The 26112-nt window shown below is 49.7% G+C and carries 26 protein-coding genes and 1 other annotated feature; of the genes, 24 read left to right on the plus strand and 2 right to left on the minus strand.

From position 1 onward, the window contains the following. The first annotated feature begins 125 nt into the window (after positions 1–125). The 22 genes from ftsA to KNQ06_RS04260 all read left to right on the plus strand — a co-directional run bounded on the left by ftsA (position 126) and on the right by KNQ06_RS04260 (position 23359). Positions 126–1430: a cell division protein FtsA gene (gene ftsA, locus KNQ06_RS04155; protein WP_029342138.1), complete on the plus strand. Its 1305-nt coding sequence runs from the start codon at positions 126–128 to the stop codon at positions 1428–1430. Between the two features lie 47 nt (positions 1431–1477). Continuing rightward, on the plus strand, positions 1478–2632 hold the full coding sequence (gene ftsZ / locus KNQ06_RS04160; protein WP_029342137.1) for a cell division protein FtsZ: 1155 nt from the start codon (positions 1478–1480) through the stop codon (positions 2630–2632). Between the two features lie 84 nt (positions 2633–2716). Beyond that, on the plus strand, positions 2717–3493 hold the full coding sequence (gene pgeF, locus KNQ06_RS04165) for a peptidoglycan editing factor PgeF (protein ID WP_215147388.1): 777 nt from the start codon (positions 2717–2719) through the stop codon (positions 3491–3493). Further along, the gene (locus KNQ06_RS04170; RefSeq protein ID WP_149427625.1) at positions 3480–4151 is read left to right on the plus strand and encodes a YggS family pyridoxal phosphate-dependent enzyme; all 672 of its coding nucleotides are present in this window, start codon (positions 3480–3482) and stop codon (positions 4149–4151) included. The genes pgeF and KNQ06_RS04170 overlap by 14 nt, the downstream gene beginning before the upstream one ends. Positions 4152–4344: 193 nt before the next feature. Then, entirely contained in the window at positions 4345–4671 is a 327-nt protein-coding gene (locus KNQ06_RS04175; protein WP_231496839.1) for a cell division protein SepF, read from the plus strand. Positions 4672–4673: 2 nt separating this feature from the next. Continuing rightward, entirely contained in the window at positions 4674–4949 is a 276-nt protein-coding gene (locus tag KNQ06_RS04180; protein ID WP_023468796.1) for a YggT family protein, read from the plus strand. Further along, positions 4946–5716, plus strand: a complete 771-nt coding sequence (locus tag KNQ06_RS04185) for a YlmH family RNA-binding protein (protein ID WP_214723655.1) — start codon at positions 4946–4948, stop codon at positions 5714–5716. The genes KNQ06_RS04180 and KNQ06_RS04185 overlap by 4 nt, the downstream gene beginning before the upstream one ends. 25 nt (positions 5717–5741) lie before the next feature. After that, positions 5742–6263, plus strand: coding sequence for a DivIVA domain-containing protein (locus tag KNQ06_RS04190; RefSeq protein ID WP_023468794.1), 522 nt, complete (start codon positions 5742–5744; stop codon positions 6261–6263). After that, positions 6264–6504, plus strand: a binding site (T-box leader). Between the two features lie 57 nt (positions 6505–6561). Beyond that, entirely contained in the window at positions 6562–9297 is a 2736-nt protein-coding gene (ileS, locus tag KNQ06_RS04195; protein ID WP_215147390.1) for an isoleucine--tRNA ligase, read from the plus strand. A gap of 72 nt (positions 9298–9369) precedes the next feature. Beyond that, positions 9370–9846: a signal peptidase II gene (gene lspA, locus KNQ06_RS04200; RefSeq protein WP_023468792.1), complete on the plus strand. Its 477-nt coding sequence runs from the start codon at positions 9370–9372 to the stop codon at positions 9844–9846. Then, positions 9843–10766: an RluA family pseudouridine synthase gene (locus KNQ06_RS04205; RefSeq protein ID WP_023468791.1), complete on the plus strand. Its 924-nt coding sequence runs from the start codon at positions 9843–9845 to the stop codon at positions 10764–10766. Before lspA ends, KNQ06_RS04205 begins: the two co-directional genes overlap by 4 nt. Positions 10767–11014: 248 nt before the next feature. Continuing rightward, on the plus strand, positions 11015–11545 hold the full coding sequence (pyrR, locus tag KNQ06_RS04210; protein ID WP_035396895.1) for a bifunctional pyr operon transcriptional regulator/uracil phosphoribosyltransferase PyrR: 531 nt from the start codon (positions 11015–11017) through the stop codon (positions 11543–11545). A gap of 51 nt (positions 11546–11596) precedes the next feature. Continuing rightward, positions 11597–12910, plus strand: a complete 1314-nt coding sequence (locus tag KNQ06_RS04215; RefSeq protein ID WP_050677526.1) for a uracil-xanthine permease family protein — start codon at positions 11597–11599, stop codon at positions 12908–12910. Between the two features lie 123 nt (positions 12911–13033). Further along, a complete protein-coding gene (locus KNQ06_RS04220; protein WP_215147392.1) occupies positions 13034–13969 on the plus strand; it encodes an aspartate carbamoyltransferase catalytic subunit in 936 nt (311 codons plus the stop codon). After that, positions 13953–15224 (plus strand): dihydroorotase, encoded by a 1272-nt coding sequence (locus tag KNQ06_RS04225; protein WP_215147394.1) that lies wholly within the window; start codon positions 13953–13955, stop codon positions 15222–15224. Before KNQ06_RS04220 ends, KNQ06_RS04225 begins: the two co-directional genes overlap by 17 nt. Next, on the plus strand, positions 15217–16305 hold the full coding sequence (locus KNQ06_RS04230; protein WP_023468786.1) for a carbamoyl phosphate synthase small subunit: 1089 nt from the start codon (positions 15217–15219) through the stop codon (positions 16303–16305). Before KNQ06_RS04225 ends, KNQ06_RS04230 begins: the two co-directional genes overlap by 8 nt. Further along, positions 16298–19507 (plus strand): carbamoyl-phosphate synthase large subunit, encoded by a 3210-nt coding sequence (carB, locus tag KNQ06_RS04235; protein ID WP_055968653.1) that lies wholly within the window; start codon positions 16298–16300, stop codon positions 19505–19507. The genes KNQ06_RS04230 and carB overlap by 8 nt, the downstream gene beginning before the upstream one ends. After that, positions 19504–20235: a dihydroorotate dehydrogenase electron transfer subunit gene (locus KNQ06_RS04240; protein WP_215147396.1), complete on the plus strand. Its 732-nt coding sequence runs from the start codon at positions 19504–19506 to the stop codon at positions 20233–20235. Before carB ends, KNQ06_RS04240 begins: the two co-directional genes overlap by 4 nt. Next, entirely contained in the window at positions 20232–21164 is a 933-nt protein-coding gene (locus tag KNQ06_RS04245; protein ID WP_215147399.1) for a dihydroorotate dehydrogenase, read from the plus strand. The genes KNQ06_RS04240 and KNQ06_RS04245 overlap by 4 nt, the downstream gene beginning before the upstream one ends. Further along, complete coding sequence (gene pyrF / locus KNQ06_RS04250; protein WP_215147401.1) at positions 21139–21840, plus strand: orotidine-5'-phosphate decarboxylase; 702 nt, start codon at positions 21139–21141, stop codon at positions 21838–21840. Before KNQ06_RS04245 ends, pyrF begins: the two co-directional genes overlap by 26 nt. Continuing rightward, entirely contained in the window at positions 21828–22469 is a 642-nt protein-coding gene (gene pyrE / locus KNQ06_RS04255) for an orotate phosphoribosyltransferase (protein WP_483299329.1), read from the plus strand. The genes pyrF and pyrE overlap by 13 nt, the downstream gene beginning before the upstream one ends. Before the next feature lie 80 nt (positions 22470–22549). Then, entirely contained in the window at positions 22550–23359 is an 810-nt protein-coding gene (locus KNQ06_RS04260) for a GNAT family N-acetyltransferase (RefSeq protein ID WP_214858041.1), read from the plus strand. A 103-nt stretch (positions 23360–23462) separates the two neighbouring features. Here KNQ06_RS04260 and KNQ06_RS04265 read toward each other — a convergent pair whose 3' ends face one another. Together KNQ06_RS04265 and KNQ06_RS04270 are read right to left on the minus strand one after the other, a co-directional pair. Next, positions 23463–24434, minus strand: a complete 972-nt coding sequence (locus KNQ06_RS04265; RefSeq protein WP_215147405.1) for a zinc-binding dehydrogenase — start codon at positions 24432–24434, stop codon at positions 23463–23465. A 2-nt stretch (positions 24435–24436) separates the two neighbouring features. Continuing rightward, positions 24437–24928 (minus strand): lactoylglutathione lyase family protein, encoded by a 492-nt coding sequence (locus tag KNQ06_RS04270; protein WP_023468778.1) that lies wholly within the window; start codon positions 24926–24928, stop codon positions 24437–24439. A gap of 104 nt (positions 24929–25032) precedes the next feature. Here KNQ06_RS04270 and KNQ06_RS04275 point away from each other — a divergent pair, with 104 nt between their 5' ends. Both KNQ06_RS04275 and KNQ06_RS04280 read left to right on the plus strand, forming a co-directional pair. After that, the gene (locus KNQ06_RS04275) at positions 25033–25347 is read left to right on the plus strand and encodes a winged helix-turn-helix transcriptional regulator (protein WP_023468777.1); all 315 of its coding nucleotides are present in this window, start codon (positions 25033–25035) and stop codon (positions 25345–25347) included. Positions 25348–25366: 19 nt separating this feature from the next. Continuing rightward, positions 25367–26056: a metal-dependent hydrolase gene (locus KNQ06_RS04280; protein ID WP_023468776.1), complete on the plus strand. Its 690-nt coding sequence runs from the start codon at positions 25367–25369 to the stop codon at positions 26054–26056. Positions 26057–26112: the final 56 nt, after the last annotated feature.

A 26112-nucleotide genomic window follows, 5' to 3' on the forward strand; every position in this document is an offset into this window, starting at 1 on the left:
GGCAATAACTTCTTTTCGTAAGTATTTATATAGTGTAGACTTAAACGAGAAGAAGCCTGTCCTGTTCCTAGAATATAATTAGGAATAAAAAGGATTAGTATTATGAAAGTGGAGGTGTCACTCCCATGGAAACGAAAGGTACGATTGCCGCACTCGACATAGGGACATCGGAGGTGAAACTCATCGTCGGTGAACTACTTGGTGGAACGCTGAACGTTCTTGCTGAAGGTTCTGCACCATCCGCGGGTGTTAAACGAGGTGTCATCGTTGACATCGATCAAACGGTACATGCCATTAAACAAGCGGTCACGGAAGTGGAACGTACACTTGGTGAACCAATTGGTGAAGTATATGTTGCTATCTCTGGCGAACACATTCAAGTGAAGGATTGCCAGGGGATGACATCAATCAAAGGTGAGGACAATGAAATCACGGATGATGACGTGAAAGATGTTCTGCATTCTGCGATGGTCATGCGAATTCCAAACGAACTCAGTGTCGTCGATGTCCTGCCGAAGACGTTTACGGTCGATCAGCAAACGGAGATCACTGATCCTAGAGGAATGATTGGTTATCGTCTCGAAGTAACAGGGAAGCTCATCATCGGAGCAAAGACGATCCTACATAGCATTAAACGTTCCATTGAACGGGCTGGTTTAGAGCTTGCTGGATATGTGCTGGAGAGTTTAGCGGTATCTAGAATCGCAGCATCGATTGATGAACTCGAACTCGGTGTCGGAATCATCGACATCGGACATGAGACGACGACACTTTCCATCTATGAAAAGAATGATCTCGTCTACTCGACGACGTTGCCATACGGTGGCGATCATCTGACACGTGATTTGACGTATAAGATGAATTGTAAATATCAAGATGCGAAGCTCGCAAAAGAAGAGTACGGTGTTGCACTTGAAGCACTCGGTGATCCGGAAGAGAAAGTTTCTTACGTCACGATCAACGGGGAACATCGTTTCGAGCCACAATCAGAAATCGGTTTCGTGTTAGAAGCGCGACTTGAGGAAATCTTCGAGATGATTCAAAAACGAATGACGCAAGCCGGATACGCTCATATGAACAGCGGTTTAATCTTGTGTGGCGGAAGTTCTTCACTGCCGGGAATCGACCAGCTTGGAAAACGAATCTTCAAGCAGAGCGTCAATGTCTATCAACCTGCTAGTCTTGGTATTCGTCATCCGAAGTACGCCGTCGCAGCTGGTATGTTACGTTATGTACTTTCACGAAGCGCCGTATCGAAATCAGGTTTCGACCGCGCGGAAGAGAAGGAAGTCGTAGCACACGGACGTGAACAGGATGCACTGCTCATGAACGAACAAGCGACACCTGTTCGAGAAGAACGGTCGACACGTGAACAGCCTCCAAAAGAGAAAAAGTCATTCAGCAGTTTCTTTGAGAAATTCTTTGGTTAATGCCTACAAAAAATCCAATGAGTAAAAAATATTAGGGGGCCCTTTTTATGTTGCATTTTGATGAAATGATGGACCAAGTAGCAAAAATCAAGGTCATCGGTGTAGGTGGTGGCGGTTCGAACGCCGTCAACCGAATGATTGAACACGGTGTCCAAGGCGTAGAATTCATCGCAGTAAACACGGATGCGCAGGCATTGAACATGTCACAAGCTGACGTAAAACTACAACTCGGTGCTAAATTGACACGCGGTCTCGGTGCGGGTGCCAATCCGGAAATCGGTAAAAAAGCGGCGGAAGAGAGCCGTGAGCAATTAACAGAAATCCTTTCTGGTGCTGACATGGTCTTCGTCACAGCGGGAATGGGTGGCGGAACGGGTACAGGAGCAGCTCCTGTCATCGCGGAGATTTCAAAAGAGATCGGCGCATTGACAGTCGGTGTCGTCACAAAACCATTCATGTTCGAAGGACGTAAACGGATGCAACATGCTGTTTCAGGTGTCCAGAACTTCAAAGAAAAAGTCGATACGTTAATCGTCATTCCGAACGACAAGTTACTTGAAATCGTCGATCGGAATACACCAATGCTTGAAGCGTTTAAAGAAGCGGATAACGTCTTGCGTCAAGGTGTACAAGGTATCACTGACTTGATCGCCGTACCTGGTCTGATCAACCTCGACTTCGCCGATGTGAAGACGATCATGACTGAGAAAGGTTCTGCTTTGATGGGTGTAGGTGTCGCGACAGGCGAGCACCGCGCGACGGAAGCAGCGAAAAAAGCGATTTCGAGTCCGTTGCTTGAGACATCGATCGAAGGCGCAAAAGGTGTTCTGATGAACATCACAGGTAGTGCGAACCTCAGCTTGTACGAAGTGACGGAGGCCGCACAAATCGTCCAGAGTGCAGCCGATGAGGAAGTCAACTTGATCTTCGGTTCTGTCATCAACGATAACCTAGAAGATGAAATCATCGTCACAGTCATCGCGACGGAATTCGAAAACGAACCACTCGATTTCGAAATTCCATCGGCACAAGAGATGATGAAAAACCTCTTGAAGAAAAAACAAGCGACTCCACCACCAACTGAGGAGTCTAAACCACAAGTCGAAGAGACACCTGTCAGCTCGAATCCTGAACCGGCTAAAGCGCCAGATGTCGAAGAAACGATGGACATCCCATCATTCCTTCGCCGGAATAATCGTTGATCGATGTTCCAGTGACACGACTGCTAAACGATGAGGTGTCGCGAAAGCGGCGCCTCTTTTTTTAAAATCAAAGGAGGCATGAACATGTTTGGACAATGGATCAAATGGGATACACCGACGGGTACCGTACGTGCCGCCTTTACGACGAAGTTCGCAGCCCCTCATGAGAACGGAAATTTAGGATTACATGTCAACGATGATCGCGACGGTGTCATCCAGAACCGACAAGTCATCGCACGTCAGCTTGATCTCTCCCTCGAGAACTCGATTTGGGCACAGCAAGTTCACGGAAATCACGTCGAACAGGTGACGACACTTGACTCTGGGCGCGGTGCTTTGGATTACGAAACAGCGATTACGGGTACAGATGGATTGGTGACGACCGATTCAAATGTCTTATTGATGATGCTGTTCGCTGACTGTGTGCCGCTTGTCTTCTGTGATCCGACGACAGGAATCATCGCGAATACGCACGCCGGCTGGCGCGGAACTGTTGGCAATATCGTCGAGGAAACAGTCAAGCAAATGGAACGTGCGGGTGCGAGTCGTTCATCGATTCAAATGGTCATCGGTCCATCGATCCGTGATTGTTGTTACGAAGTCGATCAACCCGTCATCGATGCAATCGATGCGCTTGAACTCGATGAGTCTCCTTACATACGCAAGGAAGATGGAAAAGCGATGTTATCGCTACAAAAAACGAACGCTGCGCTAGCTGAGCGTTGTGGAGTCGGTGATGTCCTTGACACAGGTCTATGTACACACTGTCAGGCGGAAGATTACTTCTCTTATCGCCACGGCGACCACGGTGGTCGCTTTGCAAGTTTGATCGTAAAGGAGTCATTGGATGTCAATTCTTGATAATGTACAAGAGGTTACGAAACGAATGCAACAAGCAAGTGAAAAGAGTTCTTCTGAAAAGCAGGTACAGTTGATTGGCGTGACGAAATCAGTCTCAAGTCAAGTTGCTTCTGAATTATTAGCAGCAGGTGTGACCCATCTCGGTGAAAATCGCCCGGACGGATTGCTCGAAAAACAGGCAGAGCTCGGACGAACCGCCTGTACATGGCACTTCATCGGTACGCTACAAACTCGTAAAGTTCGTCAGATCATCGATGCCATTGACGTGCTGCATTCCCTTGACCGTCTTCATTTGGCGGAAGAGATCAATAAACGAACGGACCGAATCATTGATTGTTTCATTCAAGTCAACGTTTCTGGAGAAGAATCGAAGCAAGGCATCGCGCCTGAGGATGTACCGTCGTTCTTACATGAAATCGGTCAGTATCCAGCGATTCGTGTCATCGGACTGATGACGATGGCACCGTTAACGGAAGATACGACGCGTATCCGTGAGGTATTCCGGTCATTAAAAACATTGCAAGAAGAGGTCAAGGCGAAAAAATTGTCGTATGCTCCATGTACGGAGTTATCTATGGGAATGTCGTCTGATTTTGAGATCGCCATCGAAGAAGGGGCGACGTTCGTCCGAATCGGGACGACGCTCGTTCACACCTAAACGAGAAGAAGGGAGAATGGATATGGGTTTTAAATCAAAAATGCAAAATCTATTTCTCGGCAACAGCGACGATTTAGATGAACTTGAATATGAAAATGATGCTACAATAAATAAAGGTAGAGGTGCTTCACAACAAGAGTATGAAGAGTATTACGAGGAATCTACCCCAAGTGTTACTCAAAAGGAGGACAGCGTGAGACAATCGAATATCGTGCCGCTTCATGCGACGAAAAAAACGAAATCGCAAGTCATCTTGAGTGAACCACGTGTCTTCAACGAAGCCCAGGAAATCGGGGAACATCTTCGTCAGAACCGTGCTGTCATCGTCAATATGCAGCGTATGTCAAAAGATCAATCACGACAGATGATCAATTTCTTATCTGGTGTCGTCTTCGCTCTCGATGGAACGATTACGACGATCAGTCAGAATACCCTCCTCTGTGTTCCGAACAACGTCGAGTTGGCTGGTAGCATCTCGAATCTTCTTGGAGAAGATGATATTAATCATAAGGGGTGGTAAGTATGGATTCTCAAGTGATGTACGCAATTGGTCGTACATTGAGTACGTTATTACAGTATTACAGTTACGTTATGATCGTTTATATCCTGCTTTCGTGGTTCCCGAATGCCCGTGATTCTAAATTCGGACAAGTGCTCGCGATGTTAGTCGAGCCATTCCTAGCGCCCTTCCGTCGTATCATCCCGCCTATCGGGGGCATGCTGGATATCTCGCCGATTGTAGCCTTCCTCGTCTTGAACTTGGCTCAATCGGGTATCCGAGCAATCTTTTTAGTATGAGCGTATACGATCATTATCGTGGAAGCGAGCGGGAATTCGTCGATTCAGTCTTGAACTGGATCGATCACGTGGAAGCGACCTATACGTTCAAATTAACGGATTTCCTAGATCCACGTGAACAACAAATCACACAAGAACTCGTCGGCTCGAAATGCGCCCTCTTTTTTGAGGGCGGTTTCGAAGGCGCTGAACGTAAACGGGCAATCCTCGCACCAGATTATTATGAATACAACGCGGATGACTTTGACATTTCCATCTATCGCATTCATTATCCTACTAAATTCGTTGAACTTTCTCATCGTCAAGTCACCGGTACATTATTGAACGTCGGATTGAAACGATCTAAATTCGGCGACGTCATCATTCAGGATCAAGTACAGTTTGCCGTCGCGGACGAAGTCGCGACCTATATCGAAGCAAACGTCGAACGTGCAGGGAAGACGAAGATTCGTCTTTCGCGTGTTGAGGCGGAAGACCGTTTGAAAGTGAAGGATCAAGAGTGGGAAGAGACACTTGGGTTCGTCAGTTCACTTCGGTTCGATACGGTCGTGAGTGAAATTTTAGGCTTCTCACGTCAAAAAGCACAGACGCTCATTAAACAAGGTGAAAGTAAGGTCAATTACAAAGTAGTGGATGATTCGAGTTTCATGCTAGAAGAAGGCGACTTGCTTTCCTTGCGTGGAACAGGACGCGTCAAGTTGATTGCAATCCTCGGATCAACGAAACGTGACCGGATCAAGCTACAATACGGTATTTTAAAAGGATAAGATAAATGCGGAGGAGGAATTCATCATGCCATTAACGCCACTCGATATTCATAATAAGGAGTTCACACGAAAGTTTCGCGGCTATGACGAAGATGAAGTGAACGAATTCCTAGATCAAGTCATCAAGGATTTTGAATTGTTGTTACGTGAGAATCGTCAGCAACAGGAAGTCATCCAAAACATGCAAGCGCGCGTCGATTACTTCAGTTCGATGGAAGAAACATTGAATAAATCGATCATCGTCGCACAGGAAGCGGCTGAAGAAGTCAAAGCCAATGCTTCAAAAGAAGCGAGCTTGATTCTAAAGCAAGCAGAACGTGAAGCAGAGCAGTTGCAAGATGCGGCGCAACGCCGGGCACAACGGACGGACTTCGAAGTAGAGCAAATGCGCAAAAAAATCGAACTCTATCGTAATCGATTCAAAGTATTGATCGATGCGCAGATGGAATTATTGACGAGCCATGACTGGGATGCGTTTGATTTCTCTTCTCGTGGAGCGCTTGACGATGTTCCAGCAGTTGCGTATAATGACGACGATGTCGTATAAATAAAATCAATGACAAGGACACGTCGCATCTTGGACGGTTGACAGCGAATCGGGGAATGGTGGAAGCCCGAGCAACGAAAAAGATGGGGTATCCCCTTGGAGTGCATGACTGAACGTTCGCTGAACAGTAAGTCATGCCGGCTCACTCCCGTTATCGAGTTCTTAAGCGGTCCTGCGTCGTCAAACTGGCGAGCGGGATTAGTAGGGTGGTACCGCGAGTTCAGCCAAGCTCGTCCCTATCTCAGGGATGAGCTTGGCTTTTTTTGTACTTTTAAAGCGAAAGGTGAGAGATAGTCAGATGGATTACAAAGAAACCTTATTGATGATGAAAACAGAGTTTTTAATGCGAGGCAACTTGCCAAAACGTGAACCAGATATGCAAGCACGATGGGAAGAGATGAATCTCTACGCTGCGGTCCAGGAAAAGAACGCTGGAAAGCCAACGTTCATCCTCCACGATGGTCCTCCGTATGCGAATGGTGACATCCACATGGGTCACGGATTAAACAAAGTCTTAAAAGACATCATCGTTCGTTATAAATCAATGAATGGCTTCCAGTCTCCGTACGTGCCTGGTTGGGACACACACGGATTACCGATCGAAACTGCACTTCAAAAAGCCGGTGTTGATCGTAAATCGATGACGGTCGCTGAATTCCGTGAATTATGTGCGAAATATGCGCTCGAACAAGTCGATCACCAACGCGAACAGTTCAAACGCCTCGGCGTTCTCGGTGACTATGACAACCCATATATCACCCTGCAACCAGAATTTGAAGCAGCTCAAATTCGTTTATTCGGGGATATGGCGAACAAAGGCTATATCTACAAAGGGAAGAAACCGGTCTATTGGTCACCGTCTTCTGAATCAGCACTCGCTGAAGCAGAAATCGAATATCAAGATAAACGGTCAGCTGCTATCTATGTCGCGTTCCAAGTCATGGACGGGAAAAACATCTTAGAGCCGACGGATCATTTCGTCATCTGGACGACGACACCATGGACGATTCCAGCGAACCTCGGAATCTCTGTCAGTGCGGAACTGACATATGCGCGGATCGAATATCAAGGAAAAGGCTATATCGTAGCGGAAACACTCGTTCCTGAAGTCATCGAAGCACTCGGATGGGAAGACGCAACAGTCGGACGTATCTTTAATGGTGCGGACTTCGAATACATGAAAGCAAAACATCCATTGTACGACCGTGAATCACTCGTCATGCTTGGCGATCACGTTACAGCGGAAGCGACAGGTGTCGTGCATACGGCTCCAGGTCACGGGGAAGATGACTTCCGTATCGGTCAAGCGTACGGTCTTGACGTTCTTTGCCCAGTCGACGATAAAGGGGTCATGACAGCAGAAGCTCCTGGATTCGAAGGCATGTTCTATGAGGATGCGAACAAAGAAATCGGTCTCGCACTCGAAGAAGCAGGCGCTCTCTTAAAACTGTCGTTCATCAAACACTCGTATCCACACGACTGGCGGACGAAAAAACCGGTCATCTTCCGGGCAACGCCACAGTGGTTCGCTTCAATCAAAGACTTCCGTGCGGAAATCCTTGATGAAATCAAAGGCGTCCAGTGGATACCAGAGTGGGGCGAAACACGTCTCCACAACATGTTCAAAGACCGCGGCGACTGGGTCATCTCACGTCAACGTGCTTGGGGCGTTCCACTTCCAATCTTCTATGCTGAAGATGGAACGGAAATCGTCACACCAGAAACGATTGATCATATCGCGAATTTATTTGCAGCTCACGGATCAAATGTCTGGTATGAGCGCGAAGCAGTCGACTTGCTTCCTGAAGGATTCACACATCCAGCAAGCCCGAACGGTACCTTCAAAAAAGAAACGGACATCATGGATGTCTGGTTCGATTCTGGTTCATCACATGCCGGTGTCCTTGCGACACGTCCTGAATTGACACGTCCAGCGGATCTCTATCTTGAAGGATCTGACCAATATCGTGGTTGGTTCAACTCGTCGCTATCGACAGCCGTCGCAACGACAGGAAAAGCACCATACAAAGCGGTCGTCAGTCACGGATTCGTTCTGGATGGTCAAGGTCGCAAGATGTCGAAATCGATCGGTAACACGATTGCACCAATCCAAGTCATGCAACAATTCGGAGCAGAGATCCTTCGCTTGTGGGTGGCATCTGTCGATTATCAAGCTGATGTCCGGGCATCGATGGATAACTTCAAACAAGTCTCAGAGTCATACCGGAAAATCCGCAACACGGTTCGTTTCCTCCTCGGAAACTTGGATCAATTCGATCCTGCGACGCACCGCGTCGCATTTGAAGACTTACCAGAGTCAGACCGTTTCATGCGGACGAAACTGGACCAACTTGTTGGAAAAGTAAAAGCGGCTTATGATGCGTACGACTTCATGTCGGTCTATCAATTGCTCCACAACTTCTGTGTCCTTGATTTGTCGTCGTTCTACCTCGATTACACGAAAGATATCCTGTATATCGAAAAAGCAGACGCGACATCGCGTCGTGCGGTTCAGACGGTCATGTATGATACAGTCGTTGCCTTGTTGCAATTGATGGCACCGGTCTTGCCTCACACAGCAGACGAAGCATGGGAATTCGTACCAGCTGTTGAGACGAAGAGTATCTTCCTGACAGACCTTCCGGAAACGGTCGAAGTCTCAGAAGAAGGACTTGCCCTCATCGAGAAATGGAACGCGTTCCTGACGTTCCGCGATGATGTCTTAAAAGCACTCGAGGAAGCGCGTGTTGAGAAACTCGTCGGTAAGACACTCGAAGCGAAACTCTTGCTTGCACCGAAGGAAGAGACGAAAGCCTTGCTCGGAACAATCGATCATCTTGAGCAGTTACTCCAAGTCTCACAACTCGAATTCGTGGAAACGGCGGATAAGATGTATGAGACGACCGGCATCACGGTTCAAAAAGCTGACGGTGAAAAATGTGAACGTTGTTGGACATATTCGACGGAACTCGGACAAGATCCAGCTCATCCGACGCTTTGCCCACGTTGTACTGAAGTCGTCAATTCTTTATAATGATACAAAGGGAGGGGCGACTGCGACTTCGCAGGACGTCCCTCATTATTTTTGGATGCGGAGGACAATAGGATGTGGCTTTACTTAGGGATTGCTGCTTTACTCGTTGGAATCGACCAGTTGACGAAATGGATCGTCGTTCAAAACATGACGATCGGTCAAGCGATCACGGTCATTCCGGATTTCTTTTATCTAAACTCGTATCGAAATCGAGGCGCTGCGTGGGGAATGCTCGAAGGTAAATTCGGCTTTTTCTTCATCGTTACAGTCGTCGTCGTCATTGGATTGATTTACTTCCTCTACAAGGAAGGCACGAAAAATAAGGTATTTGCTTGGAGCATCGCGTTATTGCTCAGTGGTGCGATCGGAAATTTCATTGATCGAATGGCACGAGGAGAAGTCGTTGATTTCTTCCATTTCTTCCCGTTCGGCTATAATTTTCCGATCTTTAATGTCGCAGACGTCTGTTTGACGTTTGGTGTCATCACGATGCTGATCAGCGTCATGTTCGAAGAACGGTTGACTAAGAAAGGAACGATGGATAAATGAATGAAGTAGAAACATGGTCCGTACAAGCGGATGGAGCGACAGGGCGCATTGATAAATGGCTCGCAGAACAAAACGATTGGTCGCGTTCGCAAGTACAGGAATGGTTGAAAGCGGGACGTGTCGAAGTCGATGGTCGTGTCGTCAAACCGAACTATAAATTATCGGGAACGGAATCGATTGTCGTTCATATCCCGGAAGCGGTGGAGCTCGAGATCTTACCGGAAGACATCCCGCTTGAAGTCGTGTATGAGGACTCGGACGTCATCGTCGTCAACAAACCAAAAGGGATGGTCGTCCATCCGGCGGCAGGTCATGTCTCAGGAACGCTCGTCAACGCCTTATTACACCACTGTCAAGATCTCTCAGGCATCAATGGCGTCAAACGTCCAGGAATCGTTCACCGGATCGATAAGGATACGTCTGGTCTGTTGATGGTCGCTAAGAACGACTTAGCGCATGAGTCACTGGCGCATCAATTAAAAGAGAAGACGACGGAACGTCTCTACATCGCGCTCGTGCACGGTGAAATCCCGCACGAACTCGGAACGATCGAAGCGCCGATCGGACGCGATAAGAACGACCGTCAACGGATGACGGTAACGGATAAGAATTCAAAGTCTGCCGTAACCCATTTCCGTGTTCTCGATCGGTACGAAGGCTTTACGGTCGTTGAATGTAAACTTGAAACAGGACGGACGCACCAAATCCGTGTCCATATGCGTTATATCGGTTTCCCGCTTGCGGGTGACCCGAAATATGGTCCACGCAAGACGATGAAAATGAACGGTCAAGCCTTGCATGCTGCGGTTCTCGGTTTCGAACACCCACGCACAGGTGAGTGGATGCGCTTTGAAGCACCGCTCCCAGAAGAGATGACATTTGAAATCGGTCAATTGAAAAAACTTGAATTAGAGTCTTGACGTTTTTCTAATAAAACGGTAGAGTATCACCTAGAGAGCGATGCGAGACATCCTCTACTGACACTTCGGTCGTCCGAGTGACGATCCTACCTAACTAGTATCACCTTTAATCGAGTCCGGAGAGGCTGCGAAAGGGAGAACCTACCACGATCGTGCGTAGGCATGCATACAACACGTATGCCATGATTCTGTCTTCGATGACCTTCTGCGGATTTACGCAGAAGGTCTTTTGTATGAAAGGAGAAACCATGAAACCAGCCGTCATCTTAGATGAAGCTGCGATCGGACGTGCACTGACACGGATCGCCCATGAAATCATCGAACGTAACAAAGGAATTCATGATTTGATGATTGTCGGAATCAAGACGCGAGGCGAGACACTCGCTCGTCGACTTGCGAAGCGCATCGAACAAATCGAAGGAAAACCGGTCTTACTCGGTGTCGTCGACATCTCAATGTACCGGGATGACTTGTCGAAACGAAGTTTAGAACCAGAAATCAAAGGTTCTGATTTACCGGAAGATATCACCGGGAAAATCGTCGTCCTCGTTGACGACGTGCTCTACACAGGTCGCACCGTTCGCGCCGCGATGGACGCGCTCGTCGACCATGGAAGACCGAGTATGATTCAACTCGCTGTACTCGTCGACCGCGGACATCGGGAGTTACCGATTCGACCAGATTTCATCGGTAAGAACGTCCCGACATCCCGTGAGGAACAAGTCGTCGTTGCGCTCGCCGAAGTCGATGAAGCCGATCAAGTATTCATTAAACGCTAAAATTCAAAACCTTTAAGGTGGTCCAGAGAGACCAGAAAGGGAGTCATCCATATGGCAAAACATGCCGCAGTACTTGATGTACAAGAAGTACCTACTCACCCTCTAAACTGGCTGATGCTCAGCCTACAACACGTCTTCGCGATGTTTGGTGCGACCGTGCTCGTCCCGCTCTTAACGGGACTCAACACATCGGTCGCGCTCGTCGCAAGCGGAGTCGGCACACTGATTTTCCTCGCCGTTACCCGCTTCAAAGTACCCACATATCTTGGTTCGAGTTTTGCCTACATTGCCCCGATCATTGCCGTCAGTGAACGGTGGGGTGTCGAGGATGCGTTAATCGGCGGAATGGTCGCTGGACTCGTCTATGGACTTGTCTCACTCCTCATCCGCTACACGGGAGCTGCTTGGTTGCTTCGCTTACTCCCACCGGTCGTCATCGGACCGGTCATCATGGTCATCGGTTTATCGCTCGCCCCTACCGCTGTCAACATGGCGATGAACGGAGCGGACGGCAAGTACAACGGACTGTACTTCCTCGTTGCGATGGTCACGCTTGGCGTCACACTCCTTGCGATGACGTACTTAAAAGGAATGTGGAGCACGATTCCAATCCTGTTCGGGATCACGGTTGGTTATCTCGTTGCGGCATCGGTCGGAATCATTGATTTCACACCACTCCAACAAGCAACGTTCTTCCACGTGCCGGACTTCACGATTCCGTTCTTGAATTACACACCATCGTGGAATACAGCCGCGTTGCTTCTGATCGTTCCCGTGACGCTCGTCACACTGACGGAGCACATTGGCGAACAAAAAGTGACATCACGGATCATCGGGCGCGAGACGCTCCTCGATCCAGGGATGCACCGGACCGTACTGGGTGACGGGATCGCGAAGACAGTCGCTTCGATGCTTGGCGGACCACCGGTTACGACGTATGGTGAGAACAACGGTGTCATGTCGATCACTCGTGTCTACAGTGTCTACGTCCTCGGTGGTGCGGCGGTTCTTGCGATTAGCTTCGGATTCCTCGGATATGTCGAAGGATTCATCAAGACGATTCCGACACCGGTCATGGGTGGAATCAGTATTCTCTTATTCGGAGTCATCGCGTCGAATGGTCTTCGGACGCTGACGGAAAGTAAGATCGATCTTGCCGATAAACGGAACTTGACGATCACAGCTGTCATTCTCGTCACAGGCATCGGAGGCGCGGCGCTTAAAATCGGCAACTTCTCTCTCGAAGGAATGGCACTAGCGACGATTCTTGGGATCATCCTGAATCTAGTTCTTCCAAAAACGACAGAGCAGGTCGAAGAAACAACGGAAACCTCTACAACTCAATCGGTAGCTAACAACTTTTAAGACGTTCCGAGAGAACGATAAAGTGAGGGCCATGAAAAGAAGCAGGGAATCACTCTGCCTTCTTTCGGCGCACCTTCACTTAGAAGGTGCGCCTTTTTCATGACCTGAAGAGGAGTGAATGACATGAAGACGATCCTAAAAAACCGGCATTTCGTCAATTTAGAAAGCTTATCCATGACAGAAATCAATTCTTTGATTGAACGCAGTCTCGCTTTTAAACGAGGCGAGCCAGCACCAGATTTTTCCGATAAGACACTCGTCAATCTGTTCTTTGAAAACTCGACCCGGACACGTTCTTCCTTTGAGATGGCAGAACATCGTCTGAACATGCATCTACTGCCGTTCGAAACGGCGACTTCCTCCGTGCAAAAAGGAGAAACGTTACGCGATACATGTAAGACACTCGAAGCAATCGGCGCCGACGGTCTAGTCATTCGCCACGGAGCGACCGGATATTACGAAGAATTGATGCAGACACTCGATATTCCGATCATCAATGCGGGAGATGGAAGCGGTCAACATCCGTCCCAGTCCTTACTCGATTTGATGACGATGGTCGAGACGTACGGAACGGTCGAAGGAAAAGTCGTCGTCATCTGTGGGGACTTACAACATAGTCGCGTCGCCCGATCGAACGCTGACATTTTAAAACGACTCGGTGCCATCGTCTATGGATCAGGACCTGTTGAGTGGTACGACCCTGCGATGGGCATACCGTATCTTCCGATGGATGAAGCAGTCGAGCAGTGCGACATCTTGATGTTACTGCGTGTCCAGCACGAACGGCATGACGGGTCGACGCGATTTGATCCAACAGTGTACCACACAACGCACGGATTGACATATGAGCGGATGAACCGTCTGAAGAATTCCGCGATCGTGCTTCATCCGGCACCGGTCAATCGGGGAGTCGAGATTGCCGACGAACTGGTCGAACATCCGCGATCGCGGATCTTTGAACAGATGAAAAACGGTGTCTTTGCACGCATGGCGATTCTGGAATGGTGCTTTTCAACGAAATCAATCAAAGGAGACGATGCAGATGACAACACGAATTGAGAATGCGAGATGGTACGAGGCGGGACAAGTCCGGACGGGGGATATTCGAATCGATGCCGGGAAAATCACGGATTTAGCAGCAACACCGCAAGCGAGTGAAACGGTCATTGATGCGTCCGGCTTATTCGTCGCACCAGGATTCGTCGACATCCATGTCCACCTGCGGGAACCGGGTGGCGAACATAAGGAGACGATTGCGACCGGCACGGCAGCGGCGGCAGCGGGTGGATTCACGACGATTTGTCCGATGCCGAACACGCGCCCCGTACCAGACGATCGTCAAACACTCGATGCGTTGTTCCAAAAGATTGAAGAGACGGCGTCCGTCCGGGTTTTGCCTTACGCGGCGATTTCAAAAAATCAACTCGGACAAGAACTCGTCGCGTTCGACCAATTAACAGATGCCGTCGCGTTCACGGATGACGGTGTCGGCGTCCAGACGGCAGCAGTCATGCGGACAGCGATGCAACAAGCGGCACGCCTCGGGAAAACGATCGTTGCCCACTGTGAAGATGATTCGCTAAAAGCAGGATGTGTGCACGAGGGGAACTACAGTCGACGAGAAGGACTACAAGGTATTCCGTCGCTTGCTGAGAGCATCCACATCGCACGTGATGTCCTGATTGCAGAAGAGACCGGCTGTCATTATCACGTCTGTCATGTCTCGACGAAGGAATCGGTCCGTGTCATCCGTGACGCGAAACGAGCAGGGATCCGGGTGACGGCAGAAGTCACACCGCACCATCTGGTATTGATCGATGAAGACATACCGAATCAGGATCCGAACTTTAAGATGAATCCTCCCTTGCGAAGTGAAGCAGATCGCCAAGCACTGCTCGAGGGGCTAGCGGACGGAACGATTGATTGCATCGCGACCGATCACGCTCCTCATGCGGCAGAAGAGAAGGCACTCGGTATCGAACGCGCCCCGTTTGGCATCACAGGGTTCGAGACGGCCTTCCCATTGCTCTATACGAAACTCGTCTCTGAAGGAGAGATGACACTAGAGACACTGATTCGGAATTTGACGGATAAGGCAGCAGCCATCTTTGAACTTCCTTACGGGAAACTCGAAGTGGGGGCTGAAGCAGATCTGGTTTTGCTTGATCTAGAAACGGAGCGTACTGTATCACCGGAACGATTCCGCTCAAAAGGCAAGAACACACCGTTCGCAGGAGAACGGTTAAAAGGATTCCCGGTCATGACGCTCGTCAAGGGAGAAATCGTATTCAAGGAGGACACAGCACATGCGTAAACGGACACTGATACTAGAAGATGGGATGACGTTTGAAGGAACGGCGTTTGGCTCAGATACGACAACAACAGGAGAGGTCGTCTTCCAGACCGGAATGACAGGGTATCAAGAAATGTTATCGGATCCATCTTACTGCGATCAGATGATCGTGTTGACGAACCCGTTGATTGGAAACTACGGGATTAACCGAGAAGATTATGAGACGACGCGTCCGCTCGCTAAAGCACTGATCGTCCGTGAACATTGTCAGACGCCGTCGAATTTCCGGAGTGAGATGTCACTCGATGCGGCACTTCAAGATCTTGATATTCCAGGATTAAGTGGAATCGATACGCGTCAATTGACACGGCACATCCGTTCGAAAGGTGTCATGCGTGGACGACTCGTTGACGGTGAGTTCGATTTAGCAGCAGAACTGGTTCATCTTCAAAACGCACCTATCGAGACGGATCAAGTCAAGCGGGCCTCAACGGAACGAGCGTACATCATTCCAGGTGCTGGACCGCGGATCGTTCTCGTCGATTTCGGTGCGAAGCTCGGAATCGTCCGCGAACTCGTCAAACGCGGCTGTGAAGTCGTCGTCGTGCCCTACGACGTCAGTGCAACGGAAGTCTTACGCTATCGTCCGGACGGTGTAATGCTATCGAACGGACCAGGGAATCCAAAGGACGTCCCAACGGCGATTCCGATGATTCAAGAATTGACGGGAAAAGTCGTCATCTTCGGCATCTGTCTCGGTCATCAGTTGATTGCACTAGCGCACGGAGCGGATACATTCAAGCTCCCATTCGGTCACCGAGGGGCGAATCATCCAGTCCAAGATATCCGGACAGGTCGCGTCGATATCACGTCGCAAAACCACGGGTATGCCGTCGACGAACAGTCATTACGCGATACCGTGCTTGAAGTGACGCATCTTGCGATCAACGACGGAACGGTCGAAGGCATCCGTCATACGACAGCAGCGGTCTTCTCCGTCCAGTATCATCCGGAAGCATCACCTGGTCCGATGGATGCGAACGGTCTATTCCAACAGTTTTTAGAAGAAATCACGAAACAACAGGAGGTCTCTCATGCCTAAACGTCAAGATATCCAGAAAATTCTCGTTATCGGGTCCGGTCCTATCGTGATCGGACAAGCAGCTGAATTCGACTACGCTGGAACACAAGCGTGTCAAGCCTTGAAGGAAGAAGGATATGAAGTCATCCTCGTCAACTCCAACCCAGCAACGATCATGACGGATCCAACGGTCGCTGATCGTGTCTACATCGAGCCCCTCCAAGCAGAGTTCGTCTCACGGATCATCCGCAAGGAACGTCCGGATGCCTTGCTTGCGACACTCGGAGGTCAAACGGGTCTGAACTTGGCTGTCGAACTGGATCGTCTCGGTGTCCTTGCTGAGTATGGTGTCGAGTTACTCGGTACGAAATTGTCAGCAATCGAAGAGGCAGAAGATCGTGATTTGTTCCGTCAACTGATGTTTAAACGCGGGCATGGTGTGCCGGACAGTGAAATCGTGCATACGCTTGAAGAGGCACAACAATTCCGGCAACAGATCGGTTTACCGATCATCATCCGTCCAGCGTATACGCTTGGAGGAACGGGCGGTGGAATCGCCAACACACCAGAAGAGTTCACGCGAATCGTCGAAGGGGGACTCAAGGCAAGTCCGGCAACACAAGTACTTCTAGAAAAATCAATTGCCGGGATGAAGGAAGTCGAGTTCGAAGTCATGCGCGATGCGACGAATCAGGCGATCATCGTCTGTGCGATGGAAAACTTCGATCCCGTCGGTGTTCATACTGGAGACTCGATCGTCTTCGCTCCGACACAAACGCTATCGGATCGCGATTATCAATTGCTACGAAACGTCTCGCTCGATATCATTCGTGCACTCGGGATTGAGGGTGGATGTAACATCCAGTTCGCACTGGATCCGACGAGCTTCGACTACTATGTCATCGAAGTCAATCCACGTGTCTCACGCTCGTCCGCACTCGCGTCAAAAGCGACGGGTTATCCAATCGCAAAACTGGCTGCGAAAATTGCCGTCGGGTATGCCTTATCCGAATTAAAGAACCCGATCACCGAGACAAGTTTTGCTTCCTTCGAACCGGCACTCGATTATGTCGTCGCCAAGATTCCGCGCTGGCCGTTCGATAAATTCGAAACGGCAGACCGGACACTCGGCACACAAATGAAAGCAACTGGTGAGGTCATGGCAATGGGACGGACGATGGAAGAGGCCTTACTAAAAGCCGTTCGTTCACTCGAGATCGGTACAGCGGATCTGTATATGCCACGCTTCATCGAAATGGCAGACGATGCCTTACAACAAGCGATTCGCCAAGCGACCGACGATCGACTCTTCGCCTTGTACGCGGGCTTCGTCCGCGGTTACAGCGTCGAACAGATTCATGACTGGACGGCGATTGATCGCCTGTTCCTAGAGAAGTTGCACCATATTTGGCAGCTCGAGCAATCGGTCGCAGCTGGTTTGACACCTGAACTACTCCTGCATGTGAAGCGGTATGGATTCAGTGACCCGATGCTCGCCCGAATCACCGGACAAACGGAAACGGAGATTCGCCGGATGCGTGAAGCACAAGCGATTCATCCGGTCTATAAGATGGTCGATACGTGTGCGGCAGAGTTCGCGTCCGATACACCGTACTACTACGGAACATACGAACGTGAAAATGAAGCCATCGCGACGAACCGTTCTTCGATTCTCGTCCTAGGATCAGGTCCGATCCGGATTGGTCAAGGCGTCGAGTTCGATTATGCGACAGTCCATTCGATTCAGGCGATTCGTCAAGCTGGCTACGAAGCAATCATCGTCAACAACAATCCAGAAACGGTGTCGACCGACTTCTCGATCTCCGATCGGCTTTACTTTGAACCACTGACGACGGAGGATGTACTGGAAGTCATCCGAAATGAACGTCCGCTCGGTGTCATCGTCCAGTTCGGTGGACAGACGGCGATCAACTTAGCCGAGTCATTAGCAGCAGAAGGTGTAAAAATCCTCGGGACATCGCTTGAGGATCTCGACCGGGCTGAGGACCGGAAACAGTTCGAAGCAGCATTGACGGCGCTCGACATTCCACAGCCACCAGGTAAAACGGCCGTGACGGTTGAAGAAGCGGTCACGGCAGCAGCGTCACTCGGTTACCCGGTCCTCGTTCGTCCATCGTATGTCCTCGGCGGTCGGGCAATGGAAATCGTTTATGCTCAAGAAGAACTGGAACATTACATGAAACACGCGGTCATCGCCTCACCGGAACGACCAGTCCTCGTAGACCGCTACCTGACAGGAATCGAACTCGAGGTCGACGCGATCTGCGACGGAACGGATGTCGTCATTCCAGGCATCATGGAGCACATCGAACGTGCCGGTGTTCACTCGGGTGACTCGATTGGTGTCTATCCGCCACAACGTGTCTCCCAAGACATCAAGGACCGGATTGTCGACTACACGACACGGATTGCGAAAGCATTCGGCATCAAAGGCTTACTCAACATCCAGTTCGTCTACGCGGACGGCGCCCTCTATGTCCTTGAAGTTAATCCGCGTGCCAGCCGGACGGTGCCATTCATCTCGAAAGTGACGGGACTTCCGGTCGCACGGCTCGCAACGGACATCATTCTCGGTGAGACACTCGCTTCATATGGATTAACAAGTGGTGTCCTACCGGAAGAACCACTCGTCTCAGTCAAAGTACCGGTCTTCTCATTTGCGAAGCTTAAAGAAGTTGATCCGACACTCGGACCGGAGATGAAATCAACCGGTGAAGTCATCGGAACGGACCGGACGCTCGAAAAAGCGCTCTATAAAGGGTTGCTCGCATCAGGGATGGCGATTCCAGAGCACGGTCGTGTCCTCTTGACAGTCGCAGATCCAGATAAAGCAGAAATGACGGATCTCGCACGACGCTTTGCCTCACTTGGATTCACGTTACTTGCAACGGAAGGAACGGCAGCGTACTTGACGGAGCAAGGATTACCGGTCCAGACGGTCGGCAAAATCGACTCGTCTTCCGAATCGATGCTCGACGTGATTGAAAAAGGGGAGATCGAATACGTCATCAATACGATGAGTCGGGACTCGCAAGTCACGAAAGATGGCTTCATCATTCGCCGGGCAGCAGCCGAGAATCAAGTCGTCTGTCTGACATCACTCGATACGGCGGAAGCAATTCTACGTGTCATCGAAAGTCGCTCGTTTGAAGCCAGTGCAATCCAAGCCTTCACACATGAAAAGAAAGTGGTGATCCAATGAAGCAACTCTTGACGGTCGTCTCTCGACGAACGGTAGCTCAAGGTGCGACAGAACTCGTCTGTCGCCTCGAGCAACCTCAGGTCATCGCGCCAGGGCGATTCATGCATCTTCGCGTCGGGCCACTCTTACGCCGACCGATCTCGATTGCCCGGGTCGACCATGATTTGATCACGTTTCTCTTTAAAGAAATCGGACAAGGAACAGCAGAACTGGCCTCTTTGCGTCCGGATGATACGATCGATGCCCTCGGACCGCTTGGAAACGGGTTTCCAATTGCTGCTATCCATCCAACTCAACGCGTCGTCCTCGTTGGTGGGGGAATCGGTGTCCCGCCGCTGTATGAGACGATGCGCCAACTTGTCGCCCGGGGCGTGACATGTGAAGCGATTCTAGGATTTGATACGGCAACAAGTGTTTTTTACGAAGCGGAATTCCAAGCACTCGGTAAGACGACGGTCACGACCGTCGATGGAACGCATGGCACGACAGGAGTCGTCACGGCAGCCTTACGTCCAGAAAACTACGACGTTCTACTCGCCTGCGGACCGGAACCGATGTTGCGAACGTTACAGCAACAACCGATCGAACATAAGTATCTGTCGATCGAAAACCGAATGGGGTGCGGTATCGGAGCATGCTTTGCCTGTGTCTGTCAAACACCGACGTGCGGATACGTCAAGACGTGTTCCGATGGTCCAGTCTTTCGGGCAGAGGAGGTCGTATTATGACGGAACGATTGCGTGTCGAGTTGCCGGGTCTCTCTTTAAAAAATCCGATCATGCCAGCATCCGGATGTTTTGGATTCGGTGAGGAATATGCGAAGTTGTATGATTTATCAGAGCTTGGGGCGATCATGATTAAAGCAGCGACGGGGGAAGAACGTTACGGAAACCCGACGCCGCGAGTCGCAGAGAGTGGGATGGGGATGTTGAATGCAATCGGTCTCCAAAACCCGGGTGTCGATGGCATCCTAGCGAATAAATTGCCTTTTCTCGAGACGTTCGATACGGCGATCATTGCCAATGTCGCGGGTTCGACACCGGAAGAATATGAGCTCGTCGCGGAGAAAATGAGTCAGCATCCTGGCGTTCATGCACTGGAATTAAATATTTCCTGTCCGAACGTCAAATCGGGAGGGATTCAATTCGGAACGGATCCGTTGCTTGCCGCTGAGTTGACCCGACGTGTCAAACGAGTCTCGACTAAACCGGTCTACGTCAAACTATCACCAAACGTCACTTCGATCGTCGAGATGGCGCGTGCCGTCGAAGCAGCTGGTGCAGATGGTCTGACGATGATCAACACACTCGTTGGGATGCGAATCGATATCCGGACGGGACAGCCGATCCTTGCGAACCGTATTGGTGGATTATCAGGTCCGTCGATCAAACCGGTCGCGATTCGGATGATTCATGATGTCGCGCAAGTCGTCTCGATCCCGATCATCGGCATGGGTGGCGTGATGGAGGTCGATGATGTCCTCGAAATGATTTACGCCGGGGCTTCGGCTGTTGCCATTGGTACCGCAAACTTCGTCAATCCATACATCTGTCAAGAATTGATTCAGCAGTTACCAGAACGGATGAACGAACTTGGCATCGATCATATTTTAGACATCAGGGGGAAAGCATATGAATCAACTTTACATCGCGCTTGATTTTCCGACCGAAGCAGAAGTCTTTTCGTTTCTCGAACGGTTTGAAGCGACACGACCAGCCGTTAAAATCGGGATGGAATTATTTTATGCAGCAGGCGGAACGTTCGTCCGTAAACTCGTCGAGCGTGGACACGCGGTGTTCCTCGATGTCAAAGTCCACGACATTCCAGAAACGGCACGCCGGACGATGCGGGCCATCGGACAGCTAGGCGTCGAACTGACGAACGTCCATGTTGCTGGTGGAAAAGAGATGATGATCGCGGCGCGAGAAGGACTGCGTGAGACGAACGCCGAGACACAACTGATTGGCGTGACTCAGTTGACATCGACGGATGAAGCGATGTTACGCAATTTAAAGATTGAAGGAGCGATGCCGACTGTCGTTCGTGCGTATGCGCAACTCGCAGAAGCAGCGGGACTAGATGGTATCGTCTGTTCAGCACTCGATCTTCCAGAATTAGTTCCAGCCTGTCGAGCAGATTTTCGGTTCGTCACACCCGGCATTCGTCCGACGAACAGTCAAGCGGATGATCAAAAGCGGGTCGCGACCGTTCTTGATGCTCGTCAAAATGGAGCGTCGGATTTAGTCATCGGTCGTCCGATTACGCGTGCTGAACATCCAGAACAGGTCTATCACATGTTACTTGAACAATGGAAGGGGCAATTCTCATGGTAAATCCAATCGCTAGTGCGTTACTCCGTATTGAAGCCGTCACCTTATCGCCAAACGATCCATACACATGGGCGAGTGGACTTCGTTCACCGATCTATTGTGATAATCGTTTGACGCTCTCGTACCCGGCAGTTCGTTCCTTGATTGCCGATGCACTCGCTGAGAAAGTGAAGGGACTTGCAGTCGATGTGATTGCTGGAACCGCTACGGCAGGTATTCCACACGCAGCATTCGTCGCAGAACGGTTAGGATTACCGATGGTCTACGTACGTAGTGGGAATAAGAAACACGGTAAAGGGAATCAAATCGAAGGTGTCATTCAACCTGGACAACGTGTCGTCGTCATCGAAGACTTATTATCGACAGGGATGTCTGCGATCGAAGCGGCGGAAGCTCTGCAAGCGAAGGGAGCAGATGTCATTCGCATTCAAGCGATCTTCTCGTACGGAATGGAGCGCTTGTCAAATAATCTCCGCGACGCAAAGATTGAAGCGGATGCATTACTGACGTTCGAAGCGTTACTCGAAACCGCACAACAACAAGGCGATATTACTATAGAAGAGCAAAAACAGTTAGCGGATTGGTCGAAAGATCCAGTCGCTTGGAGCGAACGTTTTACAGCGAACGTCTAAAATCGATAGATTCCGTCGGACGACCTACGATTTCTAGTGAATGTTTTGGTACACTAGAAAAATAAAGGAGGTCGTCGACTATGGTGACGCATTATCGTGATTATGAACAGTTCAAAAAGGTCGTCCTCCCGTTTTTGCTTGAACGTCCGGATACTCATCAGTTGATTCTTGGCATATTAGAACGTGGGGATGAACCGCTCTTGATGGCAACGGCACAAGAAGGCGATCATCGTCTCGTCATATTGCAAACGATACCGGAGCAAGCCATCGTCGCAGGGGATGTGTTCTCGCAAGAAGGAATCCGAAAGCTTGCGCGAATTCTGGATAGTCCAGGATTCGTCGGAGAACAGGCTATCTTAGCGCCGCTGTTACTCCCACATTCCATGTATGAGGTACATATGGAACAGGGGATGTATGCATTGACGAAGGTCGAGATGCCGCAGGTTCCGAAAAATGTCGTCTTTCGACCGATTTCGGACGATGAAAGACAACAAGCCTTAGCGTTTGCGTCCGGATTTTTATATGAAGTTGAAACGCGACCTTCTGAGCGACAGCTTACGCAACTCCATCAGTCGATGACGCGACACATCCACCAAGGAAGCTTGTTCGGACTGTTTCGTGGAGATACGCTTGTCGCGATGGCAGCAGCGACGCGTCCGACGCAAACTGGGATTACGATTTCGTACGTCTATACGCCGAAAGAACTGCGTGGAAATGGGTATGCCTCTTATCTTGTCGCCAAACTATCTGAACATCTACTGCAGTCTTATCCGGTCGTGACGCTCTACACTGATTGGTCGAATCAAACAGCGAATAAGATCTATCAGCATGTCGGTTTCGAGTTAGTCGGACGATCCTTACATATCAAGAAACAAGACCGCTACCGGTAAGTATCGAGTTTCTTGTTTCGATGTCTAGACATTGATATGCACAACAACAGCCGATCATCCTGTTATCTAAGGACGATCGGCTGTTTCATGTCAAACTGAGAAATCAATTGAATGTAGCGATGATTTTACCACGGACGTGGCGTTCAGATAAACGTTGTAATCCTTTGACGATGTCAGCTGCTGGAATCTCTTCTGTAACGAGTGGATCGAGTTCTTTCGCTGCGACGAGTTTTAATAACTCGCTTGCCATATGACCGAGGTTTCGGATCGCACAGTCATCTTCGCTGGCATAAGCAGCCGCGAGTGCCACTTCATGGATCGAAGGGGAGAGCGTGAACGGCTTGACGACCGACTGATCGGGACCACCGGCGATGAAGGCGAGTTGCCCCGAGAAGGCAAGACGTCCGAGATCCGCTGTTGCTTCATCTCGACCGACCGTATTGAAAATCAAGTCAGCACCGCGACCGTTCGTCCAATCGCGAATGACATCCGTGACATTTTCTTTTTTGTAGTCGATGGCAAGATCGGCACCGAGTCGCTTGACCCACTCATGATTTTCCGTCGAAGCAGTCGTCGCGACCTTAAGACCCAGGCGTTTCGCGAGTTGAATGCCGATGCCACCAACACCACCTGCACCAGCATGGATAAGGATCGTTTCTTTCCCTGTCGTGTTCATCTTCTGAACGATGGCTTCATAGGCAGTCATTCCTGCGCAAAGAATCGCAGCGGCTTCAGCGAATGAGACGTCTTCCGGAATCAGGGCGAGGGCACGTGTATCGACGAGTGCATATTCAGCAAAAGCGCCATCGCGTTGCAGGTTCGTATGAATCGCTACACGATCGCCGATTTTCACTTCTGCGCCGGGACCGATTTGTTCGACGACACCAGCTAGATCGACGCCCGGAATATGCGGGAACGTCCAAGCTGGATTGTTGGTCGCCTTATAGTCGACGGGATTCAGCGCGACGGTTTTGACACGAATCAAGGCTTGACCTTCTCCTGGCGTCGGTGTCTCGACCTCTTCGAATGTCCATTGATCAATGGCTGTACCTGAGTGATTTAACCATGCTTTCATGTTTAATACGCTCCTTCCGAATAGGTGAGTTCATACGAGTGAGAGTAGATTTCGACGAGGTTACCGAATGGGTCCTCACAGTAGACCATTCGATACGGCTTGTCTCCCGGATAGTATTCGCGGATTGGCATCCGTTGTTTGCCACCATGGGCAACGATTTTTTCGACGAGTCCTTCGACGTCTGGATCTTGAATCGCATAATGGAAGATGCCTGTTTTCCAGAATTCGAAGTTATTTTCGGGTTGTTCATTGTTCGGGAACTCGAACAACTCGATGCCGATGCGGTCACCCGTCGCCATGTGAGCAATCCGGAACTTGTTCCACCCTGCACCAAAAACATCCGTACACATGACACCGATGGCAGAATCATCTTCAAGGACATCAGATGGTTCCATGATGATATACCAGCCCATCACCTCTTGATAAAAACGGACGGCTTCGTCGAGATTCGGTACAGAAAGACCGATGTGCGAAAAATTACGTGGATACGTCATGCTTAACACTCCTTTTGCAAAATGATTTACGCATACTCTAACTTACGCTACACTCGATTGCATAGTACGCACTTTGAAGTAACTACTGTGGAGGAGAGAACAACATGTCGACAGAACAATTTCCGGTCAATCGGGCGCTCGCCATCATCGGCGGAAAATGGCGTCCACAATTATATTGCACGTTAGAGAACGGTCCGAAACGTTTTTTAGAGTTACAACGTGCCATTCCCGGGATTTCTCGGAAAGTCTTGACGGATCAATTAAAAGAACTCGAACGTCTCGGAATGATCGAGCGGATTGAGTATGATGAAGCCGTCTTACACGTCGAATACAAATTGACAGAAGCGGCATTTACACTGCAACCGGCCATGAAAGGTTTATGCGCGTGGGGGGAAGGGAATCAATTATCCGAATCCTAAACGAGAGGCAGTGACACTCATGAAATTGACTTATCACGGACAATCGACAGTAACAATCGAGACGAACGGGCATCATCTCGTCATCGATCCATTCTTTAGCGGTAACGAAAAAGCGACGACGAATCCAGATGACGTCAAGGCAGATTTTATTTTGTTAACCCATGCCCATGCCGATCATATGCTTGATGCGGAACGTATCGCAAAAGCCACGGGAGCTACAATCATTGCTACTCATGAACTGGCGACGTATCTGAGTTTCAAAGGCCTCAACGTTCATCCGATGAATCTCGGCGGACAGTTTGAATTCCCGTTTGGTAAAGTGAAGATGACACAGGCATTCCATTCATCAAGTATCATCGATGAGGAAAAACAGACGATTACGTACATGGGGATGCCGGCTGGATTCTTGCTGACGATCGAAGGAAAGGAAATCTATCATGCAGGCGATACGGCACTGTTCGGGGATTTAGCCCTTTATGGCGCCCATCACGAAATCGATTTAGCCTTCTTACCGATCGGTGATAACTTCACGATGGGTCCGGATGATGCGTTGATCGCTGCAGATATGTTGCAAGCGAAAGCCGTCGTACCAATCCACTACGATACATTTGATTTAATCAAACAAGATGCGAACGCATTCTGTGAAAAGATTGAAGCGCAAGGTCAAACTGGTCATCCGCTCGCGATCGGCGAGTCACTCGAATTATAATCCGTTCTTAAGCAAAGGAGAGGAAACGTCAATGTTCCTCTCCTTTTTGTCGATTA

The organism is Exiguobacterium sp. s91 (assembly GCF_018618915.1).
GTDB lineage: Bacteria > Bacillota > Bacilli > Exiguobacteriales > Exiguobacteriaceae > Exiguobacterium_A > Exiguobacterium_A abrahamii.

Excerpts from the sequence above, each read along its gene's own strand:
- ftsA (WP_029342138.1), top strand. The coding sequence starts at position 126 with ATGGAAACGAAAGGTACGATTGCCGCACTCGACATAGGGACATCGGAG.
- ftsZ (WP_029342137.1), top strand. The coding sequence starts at position 1,478 with ATGTTGCATTTTGATGAAATGATGGACCAAGTAGCAAAAATCAAGGTC.
- pgeF (WP_215147388.1), top strand. The coding sequence starts at position 2,717 with ATGTTTGGACAATGGATCAAATGGGATACACCGACGGGTACCGTACGT.
- KNQ06_RS04170 (WP_149427625.1), top strand. The coding sequence starts at position 3,480 with ATGTCAATTCTTGATAATGTACAAGAGGTTACGAAACGAATGCAACAA.
- KNQ06_RS04180 (WP_023468796.1), top strand. The coding sequence starts at position 4,674 with ATGGATTCTCAAGTGATGTACGCAATTGGTCGTACATTGAGTACGTTA.
- KNQ06_RS04185 (WP_214723655.1), top strand. The coding sequence starts at position 4,946 with ATGAGCGTATACGATCATTATCGTGGAAGCGAGCGGGAATTCGTCGAT.
- KNQ06_RS04190 (WP_023468794.1), top strand. The coding sequence starts at position 5,742 with ATGCCATTAACGCCACTCGATATTCATAATAAGGAGTTCACACGAAAG.
- ileS (WP_215147390.1), top strand. The coding sequence starts at position 6,562 with ATGGATTACAAAGAAACCTTATTGATGATGAAAACAGAGTTTTTAATG.
- lspA (WP_023468792.1), top strand. The coding sequence starts at position 9,370 with ATGTGGCTTTACTTAGGGATTGCTGCTTTACTCGTTGGAATCGACCAG.
- KNQ06_RS04205 (WP_023468791.1), top strand. The coding sequence starts at position 9,843 with ATGAATGAAGTAGAAACATGGTCCGTACAAGCGGATGGAGCGACAGGG.
- pyrR (WP_035396895.1), top strand. The coding sequence starts at position 11,015 with ATGAAACCAGCCGTCATCTTAGATGAAGCTGCGATCGGACGTGCACTG.
- KNQ06_RS04215 (WP_050677526.1), top strand. The coding sequence starts at position 11,597 with ATGGCAAAACATGCCGCAGTACTTGATGTACAAGAAGTACCTACTCAC.
- KNQ06_RS04220 (WP_215147392.1), top strand. The coding sequence starts at position 13,034 with ATGAAGACGATCCTAAAAAACCGGCATTTCGTCAATTTAGAAAGCTTA.
- KNQ06_RS04225 (WP_215147394.1), top strand. The coding sequence starts at position 13,953 with ATGACAACACGAATTGAGAATGCGAGATGGTACGAGGCGGGACAAGTC.
- KNQ06_RS04230 (WP_023468786.1), top strand. The coding sequence starts at position 15,217 with ATGCGTAAACGGACACTGATACTAGAAGATGGGATGACGTTTGAAGGA.
- carB (WP_055968653.1), top strand. The coding sequence starts at position 16,298 with ATGCCTAAACGTCAAGATATCCAGAAAATTCTCGTTATCGGGTCCGGT.
- KNQ06_RS04240 (WP_215147396.1), top strand. The coding sequence starts at position 19,504 with ATGAAGCAACTCTTGACGGTCGTCTCTCGACGAACGGTAGCTCAAGGT.
- KNQ06_RS04245 (WP_215147399.1), top strand. The coding sequence starts at position 20,232 with ATGACGGAACGATTGCGTGTCGAGTTGCCGGGTCTCTCTTTAAAAAAT.
- pyrF (WP_215147401.1), top strand. The coding sequence starts at position 21,139 with ATGAATCAACTTTACATCGCGCTTGATTTTCCGACCGAAGCAGAAGTC.
- KNQ06_RS04260 (WP_214858041.1), top strand. The coding sequence starts at position 22,550 with ATGGTGACGCATTATCGTGATTATGAACAGTTCAAAAAGGTCGTCCTC.
- KNQ06_RS04265 (WP_215147405.1), bottom strand. The coding sequence starts at position 24,434 with ATGAAAGCATGGTTAAATCACTCAGGTACAGCCATTGATCAATGGACA.
- KNQ06_RS04270 (WP_023468778.1), bottom strand. The coding sequence starts at position 24,928 with ATGACGTATCCACGTAATTTTTCGCACATCGGTCTTTCTGTACCGAAT.
- KNQ06_RS04275 (WP_023468777.1), top strand. The coding sequence starts at position 25,033 with ATGTCGACAGAACAATTTCCGGTCAATCGGGCGCTCGCCATCATCGGC.
- KNQ06_RS04280 (WP_023468776.1), top strand. The coding sequence starts at position 25,367 with ATGAAATTGACTTATCACGGACAATCGACAGTAACAATCGAGACGAAC.